Annotated in this window: 15 protein-coding genes and 1 pseudogene; 15 read left to right on the top strand and 1 reads right to left on the bottom strand. The window is 35.4% G+C overall.

Translation table 11 applies throughout. The features are described from left to right. Positions 1-16: 16 nt before the first annotated feature. Positions 17-697: a nucleotidyl transferase AbiEii/AbiGii toxin family protein gene (locus GKZ86_RS00585; RefSeq protein ID WP_154781203.1), complete on the bottom strand. Its 681-nt coding sequence runs from the start codon at positions 695-697 to the stop codon at positions 17-19. A 219-nt stretch (positions 698-916) separates the two neighbouring features. On the opposite strand from GKZ86_RS00585, the gene mobA reads away from it, so the two are divergent. From mobA to GKZ86_RS00515, 15 genes and pseudogenes are all read left to right on the top strand, one after another. Then, positions 917-1354, top strand: a complete 438-nt coding sequence (gene mobA, locus GKZ86_RS00580; RefSeq protein WP_154781202.1) for a conjugal transfer protein MobA — start codon at positions 917-919, stop codon at positions 1352-1354. A gap of 483 nt (positions 1355-1837) precedes the next feature. Continuing rightward, positions 1838-2401: a hypothetical protein gene (locus GKZ86_RS00575; protein WP_044048375.1), complete on the top strand. Its 564-nt coding sequence runs from the start codon at positions 1838-1840 to the stop codon at positions 2399-2401. Positions 2402-2405: 4 nt separating this feature from the next. Next, positions 2406-4076, top strand: a complete 1671-nt coding sequence (locus tag GKZ86_RS00570) for a hypothetical protein (protein WP_154781201.1) — start codon at positions 2406-2408, stop codon at positions 4074-4076. Between the two features lie 167 nt (positions 4077-4243). Continuing rightward, positions 4244-5161, top strand: coding sequence for a tyrosine-type recombinase/integrase (locus GKZ86_RS00565; RefSeq protein WP_154781200.1), 918 nt, complete (start codon positions 4244-4246; stop codon positions 5159-5161). 11 nt (positions 5162-5172) lie between these two features. Then, positions 5173-6048 carry a site-specific integrase gene (locus GKZ86_RS00560; protein ID WP_154781199.1) on the top strand — a complete coding sequence of 292 codons (876 nt, stop codon included), beginning with the start codon at positions 5173-5175 and terminating at the stop codon, positions 6046-6048. Positions 6049-6188: 140 nt separating this feature from the next. Next, positions 6189-7313, top strand: a complete 1125-nt coding sequence (locus tag GKZ86_RS00555) for a DUF262 domain-containing protein (protein ID WP_154781198.1) — start codon at positions 6189-6191, stop codon at positions 7311-7313. Further along, positions 7306-8421 carry a DUF3696 domain-containing protein gene (locus tag GKZ86_RS00550; protein ID WP_154781197.1) on the top strand — a complete coding sequence of 372 codons (1116 nt, stop codon included), beginning with the start codon at positions 7306-7308 and terminating at the stop codon, positions 8419-8421. The genes GKZ86_RS00555 and GKZ86_RS00550 overlap by 8 nt, the downstream gene beginning before the upstream one ends. Position 8422: 1 nt before the next feature. Continuing rightward, positions 8423-9310, top strand: a complete 888-nt coding sequence (locus GKZ86_RS00545; RefSeq protein WP_154781196.1) for a hypothetical protein — start codon at positions 8423-8425, stop codon at positions 9308-9310. Positions 9311-9509: 199 nt separating this feature from the next. Next, positions 9510-9674, top strand: a pseudogene (locus tag GKZ86_RS25550) (RHS repeat-associated core domain-containing protein); the annotation flags it as partial. Positions 9675-9758: 84 nt separating this feature from the next. Then, positions 9759-10352 carry a hypothetical protein gene (locus tag GKZ86_RS25400; protein ID WP_255459971.1) on the top strand — a complete coding sequence of 198 codons (594 nt, stop codon included), beginning with the start codon at positions 9759-9761 and terminating at the stop codon, positions 10350-10352. Beyond that, positions 10312-10923 carry a hypothetical protein gene (locus GKZ86_RS00535; protein WP_154781194.1) on the top strand — a complete coding sequence of 204 codons (612 nt, stop codon included), beginning with the start codon at positions 10312-10314 and terminating at the stop codon, positions 10921-10923. The genes GKZ86_RS25400 and GKZ86_RS00535 overlap by 41 nt, the downstream gene beginning before the upstream one ends. Positions 10924-11406: 483 nt before the next feature. Then, entirely contained in the window at positions 11407-12051 is a 645-nt protein-coding gene (locus GKZ86_RS00530) for a hypothetical protein (protein ID WP_154781193.1), read from the top strand. Positions 12052-12414: 363 nt separating this feature from the next. Further along, positions 12415-12990, top strand: a complete 576-nt coding sequence (locus tag GKZ86_RS00525; RefSeq protein ID WP_194632584.1) for a tyrosine-type recombinase/integrase — start codon at positions 12415-12417, stop codon at positions 12988-12990. 97 nt (positions 12991-13087) lie between these two features. Continuing rightward, a complete protein-coding gene (locus tag GKZ86_RS00520) occupies positions 13088-13825 on the top strand; it encodes a hypothetical protein (protein WP_154781192.1) in 738 nt (245 codons plus the stop codon). A 92-nt stretch (positions 13826-13917) separates the two neighbouring features. Beyond that, positions 13918-14484 (top strand): hypothetical protein, encoded by a 567-nt coding sequence (locus tag GKZ86_RS00515; protein ID WP_154781191.1) that lies wholly within the window; start codon positions 13918-13920, stop codon positions 14482-14484. The last annotated feature ends 3 nt before the right edge of the window (positions 14485-14487 follow it).

The following is a 14487-nucleotide window of genomic DNA, read 5'->3' as shown; positions in this document are numbered from 1 at the left end:
GCTTCTTATTCAAATTTTATCTCCTAAATCCGCGTCTTTTACCTGGTGGAGGAATTTGATTTTTTGGCTCGGAAAAATCAAAAGAAGGATTGAAAACTGCTTTTTTCAGACGCTGGGTCATTTTTGTCCAGCTGGTTTCTTTTCCTTTCAGGAGTTTAACTTTTTCTTCCATGTCTATATTTTCATGATGCAGTAATGAATGGGAAGCCAGTGCGGGATTTCCATTGTATTTGTTATGGTAAGCATCTAAATAGGTCTTAAGGGGATGATGTTCCAAAAGAAAATACATATCCACAAAATCTTTTATCCTTGTGCCGTTTTGAAATATCGCATGGAGTTTCATAGCGCCTATGTCTTGTAGAGATACCAGTCTGATTCCCTGCTCGGTCTTGATCGGCTCCTGCCATGGATATTTATGGGCTAGAACATCTACTTTAACCTTACCGATATTTAAAAGCATTGTATTGTCAAACAGCTCCCTGATTGTAACAGTATGCTCACTTCTTAAATGAGCAAGCATATCCTGTACATTAAAATCCTGTGTGGAGAACAGATCTAAATCGACGCTTAACCTATGGCCGATCATCAGGCTCAAGGCAATACCGCCGACAAGATTGAATTCTTTCAGTTTTTCATCTTTCATAAGCCTTTGGAGAAGTTCCCACATCTGGGGAGTAACAGTTTCTTTATACAGCATAATTTCATGTTTTCAGAAAATTAATTCTGAAAAAGTTCTGCTCTTATGAAGTGTCTTCTGATGGCTTTATTTGGCGAGGGAAGGCCAATGAGAAAGATATAAGACAGTATGGGGCAGTTATGCCAAATACTGCTAAGCACTTCCAATTAATTCCAAATTGAGTTTTAACTGCCAGTTATCGGATATATTGGACTTAAGCAATACCATTAAATTGAAGCCATGGAAAATGAAGAGAAAAAGAATCCGCACAAAGGAGGAAGGCCTTCCAAAACAGATCCTGCAGTGCACCGCTATTCCATCAGCCTTACTGCAGAAGAAAACGCCCGTTTCCTGACTCTCTTTGAAGTATCAGGAATGCATGTAATGGCGCATTTTATTACAGCCTGCGTATTTCAGAAGGGGGTTAAAACAGTCAGGATCGATAAAGCCACAATGGATTATTATATGCGCCTGACCTCTTTTTACAGCCAGTTTAGGGCTGTCGGGGTAAACTACAATCAGGTTGTAAAGCTTTTATATCAGAAATTTTCCGAAAAGAAAGCTTCTGCATATCTGTACAAGCTGGAAAAACAGACAATAGAATTAGCCGTCCTGTCCAAAAAAATCATACAGCTAACCGAGGAATTTGAACAAAAACACCTGAGAAAAGATTCCTGATATTACAGCGAAAACTGCAAGTGAGACTGATCTAAGCAAATGTTTATTTGTGCCCAATGTATGAAACACGATTTTCAATGTACCGTATATAAAAAATTGATAGCATACATTGCTGTGATTTTTTTAATTGCCTGCAATTGCAAAAATGCAGTTCCGAAGTCATGTTTCATATCACCTTTTTTATCAATCACATAAGATCACCTCCCCGTAGTTTACGGAATCATAAAAGTCCGCTGTTGCGGACTCAATCTATTTCGTCCATACCTTCTGCAGGTTTGCAGAATAATATCATATCTGAAAACAAATTGTCTTGTACATTGTGACTTTACAAGACAAACAGTGCCGGCAGTGCCAATTTTTCTACAGCTTCAAAAACACATATTTATATTTACAGGAAGACTTTAATACTTCTTTGATATAATGCAGTACTGCCAAACGGCTTCGGTCGCCTTATCTCCGACAAAATGGAAAGCATCAATATTTATGGAAACTTTAGAAACACTATTCCGGTCTTTCGAGACAGGAATCCGAAGTGCCAAGGCTTTAAAGCCCAAGCAGTACCTTAAGAGTATCGGACTGGAATATTCAGATCTTCGGATCGGCTTCAATTCAGGCCAGTTCCATCACCGTAAAACCCTTGAGTCCAAGGATGCGTTTGAAAAACTCGGCGTAATTACAAAAAGCGATGCGGGAGTTCGGGATGATTCCTTTACGGCCTATACCGTCTTTGGACGTTACGGGCTTATTTTTCCTCTTCTTGACAGAAACAGCAGGATTGTGAATTTTTTCGCACTGCGTTTTGATCTGGATGAAAAAAAGCAGGATTACCTGAACATTGAAGGAATCTACCCCGCCTATCCGCATCCCCTTACCAAGAAATTATACTTAGCTCCGACAGTCATTGACTGCGCAAGTTTAATACAGAGTAAAGTACTGGATCAGAGGGAAGCCGTTATAGCGCTTCATGACGGGGAACTGCTCGAACAGCATTTAGAAGTTATTAAATCGTTATATGAACTGGAAGTGATAATAATCTTTAAGCGGTGATAAAATGGAAAAGATCAGATTACAGATGCAGGAGTTAAGACCCGATGTTCCACTATCTATAGTGGAACTGCCTGAGGGGCACAGCCTCAATGATATGTGGGTCAATTATGGGACAGAAGGAATATCGAATCTTTTGAAAAGCGCCAAAACGGAAAAAGCTGGCGAAGGACTGCAGATTGTCAATGGCTACAAGATAAGCTATAAAGGGCTCTGTGGAACTTTCTTTGTTCTGGGAAACCTGCCGATGGATTTAGGAAATCTGAGAATTTCCCTTCAGATTGTGGAATACAATACAAACAGAAAGCACAGGCTTAAAATCGATTTGTTTGATTTTTCGAGCGTGCAGAGCCAGTGCACAGATTTTTCGGAAAAACAGGGCTTTGATTATGATAATCTTGAAAAGGATTTAGTAACGCTTACCGATCTGCTGGAACAGCACAGGGAAGCCTTATTTGAAGCGGAGATCAACCCAATGGCGGAGCGTTATGCGGAAAAGGAGCTTACGCCTTTGGCGCAGGAAAAGGCTGTTACCTTTCTTACTAAACCCAAACTGCTGGAAAACATAAACAGACTTTTGGAGCAGAACGGCATTGTCGGGGAAGAAGAAAACAGAATCCTGATTTTTATTCTGGCATCGAGTTATAAAATGCCTTACCTGATGCACGGACTTGTCCAAGGATCAAGCGGAGAAGGGAAAAGCCATCTGATCAACGGAATTGCAGGATGCATGCCTCAGGAAGATGTGATGAACATGACCCGCATTACAAGCAAATCGCTCTATCACTACAGAGACAAGGAACTAATCAACAAGCTGATTATCATTCAGGATTTTGACGGTCTTGATGAAGAGGCGCAGTATGCTTTCAGGGAAATGCAGTCCGCCAAATTCCTGACCAGCTCGACCGTGGTCAAAGATATATTCGGCAACAACAGGGGAAAAATCAAACAGGTGCATGCTCATTTTGCCAGCCTTACCACAACCACAAAAGCCGAGGTGTACTACGACAACATGAGCCGTTCGGTAATCGTAGGCGTTGATGAAAGCCAACAGCAGACACTCAGGATTATTAAAAAACAGAACCTGAAAACAGCGGGACAGTCCGACAGCGAAAAGGAAGAACACGCAAAACAGCTTTTAAGAAATGTAATGCGAGTTCTGAAATCTTATGAGGTTGTAAATCCTTATGCTGATAAGCTCAGCCTTCCGATGGAAGCCAGAATGCTGAGAAGATTAAATTCACAGTTTCAAAATTTTGTTTCACAGATTACAATCCTGCACCAGTATCAGAGAAAGACAGATACAAAAGGCAGACTTATAACTGACAAAGTAGATGTCAAATCTGCCGTTGATATTTTCTTTAGTTCCATTATTATCAAAGTGGATGAGCTTGATAAAAGCACCAGACAGTTCTTTGAAAACCTGAAAGAGTTTCTGAAAAAACAGAAAGAAGGAACATCAAAGAAATTTACGGCAAGGGAGATCAGACAGGGGCTTAATATCAGCAAAACTGCTACATTCCGTTACATGCACTTACTGCAGGAACTCGAATACATTCAGGCAGTGGAAGGCTCATACAACAGGGGATTAAAATTCACGATTTCATACTGGGATGATATTACCAGACTAAAAGCCAAAATTAGAAAAGAACTGCACCGACAGCTTGAAGAATTCTAAAAGAAAACAACGAAAACTAAAAAGTGGAACACCACGGAACACCAGCGGAACGCTGGAAGCCCAGCAAACACTGACCATACGATACTGGTGTTCCGCGTTCCAGAAGGTGCGAAAGCGTAAACTTTAAAAAAGCAGAGAAAAACTACAGTAATTAAGAGAAAAATACAATGAAAAAAACTATTCAATCCAAAGACTTTCAAAGGCTCGCAGGGGCATTTGACAAATTTGTGAAAGTCCGGAATTACAAACAGGGAAAGTCAAATCTTTACAAAAACATCATAACGGAATTTTTAATATGGCTTGAAGAATCCGGAATTACTAAAATCCAGAATGTAACTTCAAAAGAATCTGTAAAGTACTTAGAATATCTTATCTCAAGACCCAAGCGAAGAGGAAACGGAGTTCTGTCAGAGAGCAGTATTAAATTTCATCTTTTTATACAGGGGCTTTTTCAGTTATACTTACTTGAAAATAAAGAAATCCAAAACGGTTATTATGTGCCTTCGATTACAGCAGGAACGCAGAAGGCAAGAAATATCCTTACTATAGAAGAAATAAAACTGGTTTACCAGCATGCCGAGAATGAAATGGAGAAAGCCCTACTTTCAATTGCCTACGGGTGTGGACTCAGAAGATCAGAGATTGCAAATCTTGATGTAAAAGATGTAAACCTTAGCAAAGGAATGATTGTAGTGAGGCAGGGAAAAGGAAACAAAAGACGTGAAGTGCCTATGAGTGATACGGTTCTGGAATACTTAAAAAAATACATCAGGAATGAAAGACCTGAAAGACTTTCAGGGAAAAACCAGAACGAGGAAGCCTTTTTCATTAACAGCAGGGGCAGAAGATCAACAGGTGAAAACCTCAATGAGATCTTAAACAAAATGATTGAGCAGACGGGGAAATTTGAACTTATCCAGAAAGAGATCACACTTCACTGTCTTCGCCACAGCATTGCATACCATCTGGCAGAGAATAACGCAGGAATTGATTTTATACGAAGTTTTCTAGGACATACCCAGATCAATACTACTTATATATACGCTGTTCAGAACAAGAAAAGAAAGCCGGTTGTAAATTTTTAAAAACTAAAACAATGGAAAATCAGAAACCTGATCTTGAAAATTACCTTAAAGGAATACTATCTGAATCGACAGCAGAAAGTTACCTGTACACCATCAATCATTTTTTAAAGACCAATCCAAAGGCAAAACGATACCAATATAAAGATGTGGTGAACTATATGGAGAAAGTGAATAAAAAGCAGTCCAATACCCAGTACCGAGTAAGAATATTGTCAGCCCTTAAAAAGTATTATGACTATCTGGTGATGTATGGTTATAGAAATGACCATCCGTGCCGAAAGCTTAATATAAAGATTAAAGGAAATCAAACCATTCAGGTACAGGATTTATTTAACAGTGTGGAATTACAGCTTTTAATGGAACGTGAGAACCGCTATAAGCATCTGGATATACGAAACAATGTTTTGATATCCCTGCTGATTTATCAGGGACTTGCAAGTGATGAGATAGTCAGGCTGACATTAAAAGATATTGATCTGGACAACGGCACAATCTATATAAAAGGTTCTGTGAATCTCAACAAACGGACAATGGAACTTGTGCCTAAACAAATGATACTGTTTCATAATTATATTAATGAAACTTATCCTGAACTGCTTAAGGGAAAAACAGATAAGTTCATATTGACCAAACTTGGCAGACCCATTACAGTTGACAGTATTCATGCCATGATTGAGCCATTAAGAAATTTATTTCCTGACAGGAAATTAAATCCTCAGACAATCAGAATGAGCGTGATATGTAATTGGCTTAATGAAAAGAACATCCCTTTGGAAAGGGCGCAGGAACTGGCAGGGCATAAATGGCCTGGCACGACTGAAAAATATATAAAAGTAAATATGTTAGAGCAGAGAGAATTGATCAATAGATATTTTCCTATTATTTAATTTTTACGATCTGCATAATTAAATATAACTACTTAGTTATAGTTTTAAATTTATAAAATGCATACTTCTAATCACATTGTAACTAACAATGTGATTACTTAAATTTATTATTATAAATTTGTAGTAAATAGTTTTAACTTATGGCAGAAAACGAAGAAAAAATTATAGTACTAGACAGTGACGATTCATCGGATGATTCGAAATCTAGTTTATATCCTTATGAACCTACTCTGAATGATTTAGATATGAGTGCAGAACAATTTTCTGTATTTGAATATTTACGCCAGAAAGAGAAAGGTAAAATTATCACACAACCTGACTTTCAGAGAAATTTGGTCTGGAAGGATAAGTCTAAATCTAAATTCATAGAATCTATACTGCTTAATTTTCCAATTCCTTTTATTTATTTAAATGAGATAATTGAAAAAAAAGGTAATACTGCAGAATCTAAATATATGATTATTGATGGGCTACAACGGACATCAACTCTTGAGTTTTTTTATAAGAATCAATTTAAGCTAACTGAATTAGATGCTATTCCGCAGTATAATGATTGTACATTTGCAGAATTGCCAGAAATTCTACGTACAAAATTCGAAGATAAAAAGTTGAATATCTTTGTCTTAAAACCTTCTACGCCAATGGAGGTTGTCTATGATTTATTCAATAGAATTAATACGGGAGGTACACAGTTAAACAGGCAGGAAGTTAGAAACTGCATTTATATTGGTAAGTCTACAAGATTGTTAAAAGATCTCTCAGAAAAAGATTATTTTAAAAAAGCAATTTCTAATGGAGTGAGTCATATTCGAATGAAAGACAGAGAGCTGATTTTGAGATACATTGCATTCAATCACTTTGATTTTAAAAACAAATATGATGGAAATTTAAGTGTTTTTATTGAAAATGCTATGAAAAAAATCAATATGTGGGATGATGAAAAAATTCAATTGATAGAAGACGATTTTAAAAGAGTTATGGAATGGACATATAAAATATGGGGTGATAAAAATTTTAGAATAGCAACCGACAGAACAAGAGGAACTATTAACATGGCAATTTTCGAAACTATTTGTTATTCAATATCCAAAATGACCGATGATTTTATTGATAGAAATAAGGCTTTACTTAAAAAAAATTATAACAAACTTATAAAAGATAATATTTATTATGATGCTGTGACGCGTTCTACAAATAGTAAAACAAAAGTAGAAGACAGGTTTCGTCTTGCTGAAGATATACTAAAACAAAACACCAATGATTAATAAAGTTATTCTTAGAAATTTTAAATGTTTTAATGATGAAACTATTTTCAATACCAAAAGATTAAATCTGTTAACAGGTATCAATGGAAGAGGAAAATCATCGTTGCTACAATCTATTTTAGTAATTACTCAATCAAATTGGAATGTTTGGGAAAAAGAAGAAAACCCTATTTATCTTAATAGTTCCTATATTGAATTAGGCGGTTATGCAGATATCAAAAACAGTTATACAACTCAAAGAGATATTTATATTGGATTTGAGATAAACATTGGATTTGATACACAAATTCAGTATGTAATTAAGGAAAATGAGCACGATAACTTGACATTAAATGCAATGATCAATTATGATAAGAATAGATTAAATGTTAAGCAAATTTCAACATTCTTTAAAAACATACACTATGTATCTGCGGATAGAATTGGTCCGAAAAAGTATGTAGAAAAAATTTCAATCCCTAAAAGTATTCATACCGGAGCTAAGGGAGAATATGCGATTAATGTATTATTTTATTCCGAAAAATTGGATTTAACCGTAGATGAAAAATTATATTTAGGGAAAGATTCTTATTCGATTGTGAACCAAACAGAAGAATGGTTGAATTATATTTTAGATGGTGCTAACTTAAATTTGATAGGTAAAGAAGATGAAAGTAGTGTTTTGAGTCTATTGATGAACAATAAAAAAGATGGAAAAACCTATAAGGCTATAAATATTGGATTTGGCTACAGTTATATTTTACCGTTAATTGTTACAGGATTGATAGCAAAGCCAGGAGAAGTTATTATAGTAGAAAATCCAGAAGCGCATTTACATCCGAGAGCTCAATCTAGAATTAGTGAGTTTTTTGCTAGGGTTGCATCGACGGGAGTTCAGGTTTTTATAGAGTCTCATAGCGAACACATCTTAAATGGACTTCGAGTAGCATCACTAAATAAGGATATAGAAATAGATAATTTGGATATTAATATCTTATATTTTAATGAAGAATTTGAACATTATGAATTACAAATTAATGAAAAAGGTAAAGTAGAACATTGGCCAGCTGGTTTCTTCGATCAACAGGATATTGATATCTCTTCGATTTTTAAATATTCCCGTGATTGATATGAAAGCTACTTTTTTTATTGTCCCCGAAAGTTTTAAATTTAGTGGTGCTTCTCAAGTAGAAATTGAACAAAAGATTAAAAATTTTGCAATTGATTTAAGAAGGATAAGAGGAGTTTCTGGAAATGAAATTTTTTGTCACCCAGATGTTTATGATATAGAAATTTTTGATAAAAAAACGATAAGCGATGTTCTTAATAATCCTTCTATTCAAGGAATTGATAGAGATGTAATTCAACAATTAAGAATCATATGGGAATTAAAAGAAACTACTGATTCAATAGAAGATATTTGTGAAGTCTACCTGCCAAATCATAATACAGATGAATGCTACGGTTTAATTGCATTTAACAATATAGAAAATGTTTTGCCGGAATACCAGTTAATTTACGGTATAGACAGTTGGTTTAAGTTTAAAAGATTTTTTTTAAGCACTTATCCAAAAGATTCAGATTTTTTCATTGAGGAATGTAAAATATATTTCGAGGCTTTATTTTTTCAAAGGGACTGTAAAACTACTGTAAAAAAGTTATTCCCAGATTGTGTAAAAAGAGTCATTCACCATTTATCCGAATTGAATGATAAATTTCCATCATCAAAAACGAATCCCTACAACCGAGTAAATACATTAGCTAAATTTAATGTCGTTTATAGTCATGACGGACAGCCTGCTTCAATAGAAGGAGACATAAGTAAAAAGAAGACAATGACTTTTCCATTTACAAATGAAAAAGGACAAGATGAAGATGTGTATTGCGAAATACATTTAAAACTTAGTGTTGACGATAAGGGAACATTTAGCAATGATCGTAGAATTTATTTCCATGAAGGAAATAAAGATATTGAAAAAGGTAAAATTCTTATTGGTCATATTGGAAAACATCTTTAAAAAAAATATATTCTGAAATAAAGAAAGCTCTCATATTGAGAGCTTTTTTTATTGGTAAATGCAAAATTATTAGGAAAATAATTAAAGTAAATCTACTTTCGTGTTATAGAAAAATGCTAAAAGGACGTTCTTTATATAGAGATTTTTTACAAGGGAATATTTATTCTTTAAAAAAAGGTTTGCAGACCCTTATAAGTATAAGTACAATGGAAAGGAGCTTCAAGACGAGCTGGGACTTAACATGTACGCAATGGATGTGCGTCAATATGACCCTGCTATTGCAAGATGGACAGTAATAGACCCCGTTACACATTATACTGAATCGCCGTATAATGCATTTAGTAATAATCCTGTATATTTTGCAGACCCAAGTGGAGCCTCGCCTATATACAATAGTACAACGGGGCAATATGTAATTAATGGTAAAGAGGTTTCTTTTAACGAAGCTATGTCGTATGCTAATTCTGGTGGAAATAGTGATGGTAGTAATAATAATGTATCTGATACAAATAATTCGGATGCGAATAATGGAGATAATTCTACTATAAAATTTCCTAAAGGAGAAGATTATGAAAAAAAATATCCTAGACTAACCAAACTTGCAAAGCAAATTCATAGTTATGTGCAAAACAATTCGGATTTATTGTATTATCTTTCATATTATTCAGGATACTCTACTATGGAGGTCTTAGAAAAATTACAGTATGGACAAGGCACTGAACTTCAAAGTTGGTTTTACACAGGAGAAGATAGCGATAATAATGGTTGGACGCCCAATACTGGAAATTTCATAACTGTAAATGCAAAGTTTGTCAATGGATTAGAAATTGCAAAAAGAAATTCAACAATACAAGCGACTTCATTTTTACTGATGACAACCATATTACACGAATTTATACATAGTAGTAGAGTTAAAAACCATCTACCCGATGTAACAGCAGAATATGGTAAAGCATTGGAAAAATATGGATTTGGAGAGGATATAAATAAAAATAATGCACATGAATATTATCAAAAAAATGGTTGGGATTTTAAATATTAGAACTTATTTGGGTTTAATACTTCTGTTAAGTGTTTTTAGTGGATGTAAAGACAACAAAAAAAATAGTCCTCAAAAAATTATAGAGAATAATTTTTTAACTCTTGTAGATACTTTTGCTTATGAGCATGGTAGTTTCAGGCCAGTAGGAATAGATACCCGCTCTGAAGAGCAAAATAGCGTGAAACATTATCCAGAATTATCAATTTTTATTAGCAAAAAAATAGGAAATAGCAACATAGCTGAAAATGAAATTCATGGTTTCTTGCAAAGGGAAAAACTAGATAGTAAATTTAATGAGCTTACGAATGAGAAACAGTCACAATTTGTTTTAGATACTACTTTTCCAAAAAAAATTGGAAGGTACAACATTTCATTTGAGCCAAAGAAACCAACAAAAATTAAATATGCAGGTGAAGTAGCTTTTTCTAATTTTAAAATTTCTCACGATTTAGGTTATTTTATTGTAGAATTATCTGATGGAGAAGATAGTTCAATTGGTTTTATTGTACTTATTGAAAAAACTGATGGAATTTGGAAGATAATTAAAAGAGAGCCGCTTTATAGAACTTAATTCCTGACAGTAATAAATTGTAACTGAAAGCCATTCCTAACGGAGTGGCTTTTGCTTTTTATAGCACTTTAAAGTGTACCAAACTGTTAAAATAGAATCCAAGTTATCCTGCATCTGCTAGGGAATCTCAATTGATTTGAAAAATAACGTTCAGAACATCCTCCCTCCCTGTATCGGCTGTTTTGATACCAAACACCGAGATTTCCAGTGTCAAATTACCTCCCCGTACTATAAAATTGTGTACCTATTCCAATCGATACCATCGATGTCTTAAGTGAAAATTCCGCAAGTTTTGAAATTTCCCAGACTACTGTCTCATTTTGGAACGAATATTTTTCCATCCCGAAAAATATTTTTGAAAAAAAAGTGCCAAAAAGCTACACTTTTCAAGATTCGTTAGTATTTATTATAAAGATGCTTGACTAATCCTCTTGTATGGACTTCCTGCATCTAATCAATAACAAGATACTAACCAACCAAGAAATGAAATATGAAGATTTAAAGAAATTTATAAAAAGCACAAAATCAAGCAAAAGTACCATCTACCGATTTTACAAAAAGAATGAAGACTTGTTTTTAGAAACTAAGAAGCCAAACAGAGAAAGACTTTTCCCCGCTGACCATGCCAGATATTTTGACAGCGAAATCATGTTCGATGAGAACAAAGCCCTGAGACAAGAAAACCAATCCATGAGAAACCTGATAGACTGTCTGGCTGATAAGGAGAGCCTGCAACATACCTTTTGGCAGATGGACTGGAGTTTCTTCTTTACAGTAGCCTACAAAACAGACCGCAACAAGACAAGCTGTTTTAAGCAGATGCACGGATTGTATGACTATCTGAACCAAAAATACGGAGCATCAACAGAAATTCGACTGTTCTTTACAACCGAGCCGTTCCCAAACAGAAAAGGCTGTCACAATCATTTTGTGTTCTACGCTTCCGATAAGAAACTTCATGAGCAGATTGTTACGGATATTCAGGACTACTTCAACTACGACAGAACCGATGTAAGCATTTATGACCGATACAAAGCTGGATTGTTCTACATGTCCAAAGACGGTCTGAGCGGAGAAGACTGGGATTTTATCAGCAACAGCACAAATACTTCAGACGATGAGAATTAAGCTTAAACTTTCTCAGCTCAAACAGGTGTTGCAGTCACAACCGCTCAAACTGCCGATAAGTTTTAAAAAAGGTAATTTTACCGACCAAGAATTTTTAGAGTTTTCACGATTGATACAATCCAAAGAACGAGGCTAACAACCTCGTTTTTTTGTGTCCTGAAACGACCCAAAAAGCTGTGAGCCCAGGAAATCCAGGATTTTTCTTGCACAATCCAAAATAGACCTGGACATTTGTTTCACTTTCTTTCAGTAGTGAAAGCGACCATGTAAACCCAATGAAATCAATGGTTTACATAGGATGAAGAATCGACCGCTTTCAGATACATATATTAAGGTAGAAAAGTGAAACTAAAATTAAGCATTATGGCATTAAAAGGACAAAAGACAACAAGTGATTTTTTAGAGTGGGAAAAGATGCAGAGCATCGTTTTGAAACTGGAGCGAGATAATGACCTGAAATTTGCTCTACTCATTGCAACAGGTTCTTACATTGGTCTAAGAATTTCTGACCTGCTCCAGCTTCGTTGGAATCAGGTTTTGAATCAGGATTACTTTACGATAACGGAAAAGAAGACCAAAAAGACCAGAAAAGTGACCATCAATCCAGAACTGCAGACTATCTTGAGGCGTCTGTTTATCGAGCTGAAAGCAGGCGAAAGCGATTTGATGTTCGCCAACCGCTCAGGAGATAAGCCGTTCAGCATCCAGTACGTGAACAGCAAGCTGAAAGATATTTTTACCAAATACAAGGTCAGAGGTCAGTATTCAAGCCATTTTATGAGAAAAACCTTAGGCAGGAGAGTCTGGGAGGTTAACAAGTACAGTGACCAAGCTTTATTGTTGTTATCCCAGCTTTTTAATCATTCCAGCGTATCTACAACAAAAATCTACTTAGGCATTAGAGAGCAGGAAATCAGCAACTTATATTTGAGTGTTTAAATTCATTTGTTGTAAAATACAGATAAATCCGAAAATAACTTGTGTAGTTCGATAATTAGTGTTACATTTGTAATATAAAATTGAAAATACAACATATATGAGCGATAATCAAAAACACTGGAGCAGTAAAATGTTAGTTCTTTTTGGAACATGGCTTTGGAAACACGAAGAGTACGGACATGCTCTTTTATGTATCCACGGAGCACAATGGGGACTAAAAATAGGAACTCTTCTCAGTATAACGTGGGATGATGTAGTTCATTATGAAGACGGTATGGCTAAACATGAATTATGGCTGTACAAAAAAGATGAATCGGTACAGAGACCGATAAATGTTGAAATGAACCAGCTTTTCGAAAAGGCGTATGCACAACTTCCTATTGAAAACTTTGAAGACAGTGTGTATATGAACTATAAAACTGGCAAGCCATTGACATCTTCAACGCTTAACAGGGAACTGCAACGATTAAGTGAAAGATTTTTAGCTGAGATTAAAGAGAAAACATCTTTTGATTTCAATTTTAAGCCTTTAAAGACCAATGCTTTTGAAATTGCATGGGCTTTGGATATGGTAAAAAAATACCATTACTCAAAACAAGTGTTTTCTGCTCTTTCAAGCCATATGGGGCATAGGACTATTGGAGACACAATTAAATTACTGGAAGTAGAGCCGACAGATAAAATTAAGTTTGATTTTGATAATATGAGAGACCTAGGCAAAATGTTAGAAGGAAATCTCTTTGATGATGCTGATACTCTTGCAAAATTCATTCACTACGATGTATTTTTTGAAGGCGAACAATGGGCTCCTGTTCTGCTTAAAAAAATAAAATAAATCCTACTTAGATAAATGTTTTTTTTCGGTGCAATACCCGAAGCAGGATACCTATGTCCAAAAATTACCTAAAAAACTAAAAGAGAATGCTTATGAAAAATACATTAGAAACACTTTTCCAGTCATTTGAAACTGGCATCAGAAGTTCCAAAGCTATAAAACCGAAAGACTATGTGAAAAAGATGGGACTGGATTATGCAGAGCTGAGAATCGGCTTCAATTCTGGACAATTCCACCATAGAGAAAGCCAAGAGTTCAAAGATGATTTTGAAGCTTTAGGAGTGCTTAAAAAGAGCGATGCAGGCGTAAGACAGGAAGACTTGACAGCATATACAGCATTTGGAAGATACGGACTGATTTTTCCGCTGTTGGACAAAGAGAACACAATCGTAAACTACTTTGCTTTACGCTTTAATCTCGAAACGCCTAAGCAAGAATACCTCAACAGTGAAGGAATCTATCCAGCTTATCCGAGTGCAAACACCAAAAGGCTCTATCTCACTCCAACGGTCATCGACTGCGCCAGCCTTTTGCAGTCCAAAGCACTGGAGAACAGGGATGCCGTCATGGCGATGCACAACGGAGAGCTCCTGCCACAGCATATTGAGGCTTTAAAATCACTGCACGAATTGGAAGAAATCATAATCATAAAAAATTAAGAC

Source organism: Flavobacterium sp. LC2016-13, assembly GCF_009707955.1.
In the GTDB taxonomy this organism is placed as follows: domain Bacteria; phylum Bacteroidota; class Bacteroidia; order Flavobacteriales; family Flavobacteriaceae; genus Flavobacterium.
Note: the sequence above shows the minus strand (reverse complement) of the source record. Positions and strands in the feature narration are given on the sequence as shown.

Coding starts and splice junctions, on each gene's coding strand:
- GKZ86_RS00555 (WP_154781198.1), top strand. CDS start 6,189: ATGGCAGAAAACGAAGAAAAAATTATAGTACTAGACAGTGACGATTCA.
- GKZ86_RS00550 (WP_154781197.1), top strand. CDS start 7,306: ATGATTAATAAAGTTATTCTTAGAAATTTTAAATGTTTTAATGATGAA.
- GKZ86_RS00560 (WP_154781199.1), top strand. CDS start 5,173: ATGGAAAATCAGAAACCTGATCTTGAAAATTACCTTAAAGGAATACTA.
- GKZ86_RS00585 (WP_154781203.1), bottom strand. CDS start 697: ATGCTGTATAAAGAAACTGTTACTCCCCAGATGTGGGAACTTCTCCAA.
- GKZ86_RS00515 (WP_154781191.1), top strand. CDS start 13,918: ATGAAAAATACATTAGAAACACTTTTCCAGTCATTTGAAACTGGCATC.
- GKZ86_RS00575 (WP_044048375.1), top strand. CDS start 1,838: ATGGAAACTTTAGAAACACTATTCCGGTCTTTCGAGACAGGAATCCGA.
- mobA (WP_154781202.1), top strand. CDS start 917: ATGGAAAATGAAGAGAAAAAGAATCCGCACAAAGGAGGAAGGCCTTCC.
- GKZ86_RS00530 (WP_154781193.1), top strand. CDS start 11,407: ATGAAATATGAAGATTTAAAGAAATTTATAAAAAGCACAAAATCAAGC.
- GKZ86_RS00565 (WP_154781200.1), top strand. CDS start 4,244: ATGAAAAAAACTATTCAATCCAAAGACTTTCAAAGGCTCGCAGGGGCA.
- GKZ86_RS00570 (WP_154781201.1), top strand. CDS start 2,406: ATGGAAAAGATCAGATTACAGATGCAGGAGTTAAGACCCGATGTTCCA.
- GKZ86_RS00545 (WP_154781196.1), top strand. CDS start 8,423: ATGAAAGCTACTTTTTTTATTGTCCCCGAAAGTTTTAAATTTAGTGGT.
- GKZ86_RS25400 (WP_255459971.1), top strand. CDS start 9,759: ATGTCGTATGCTAATTCTGGTGGAAATAGTGATGGTAGTAATAATAAT.
- GKZ86_RS00535 (WP_154781194.1), top strand. CDS start 10,312: ATGAATATTATCAAAAAAATGGTTGGGATTTTAAATATTAGAACTTAT.
- GKZ86_RS00525 (WP_194632584.1), top strand. CDS start 12,415: ATGGCATTAAAAGGACAAAAGACAACAAGTGATTTTTTAGAGTGGGAA.
- GKZ86_RS00520 (WP_154781192.1), top strand. CDS start 13,088: ATGAGCGATAATCAAAAACACTGGAGCAGTAAAATGTTAGTTCTTTTT.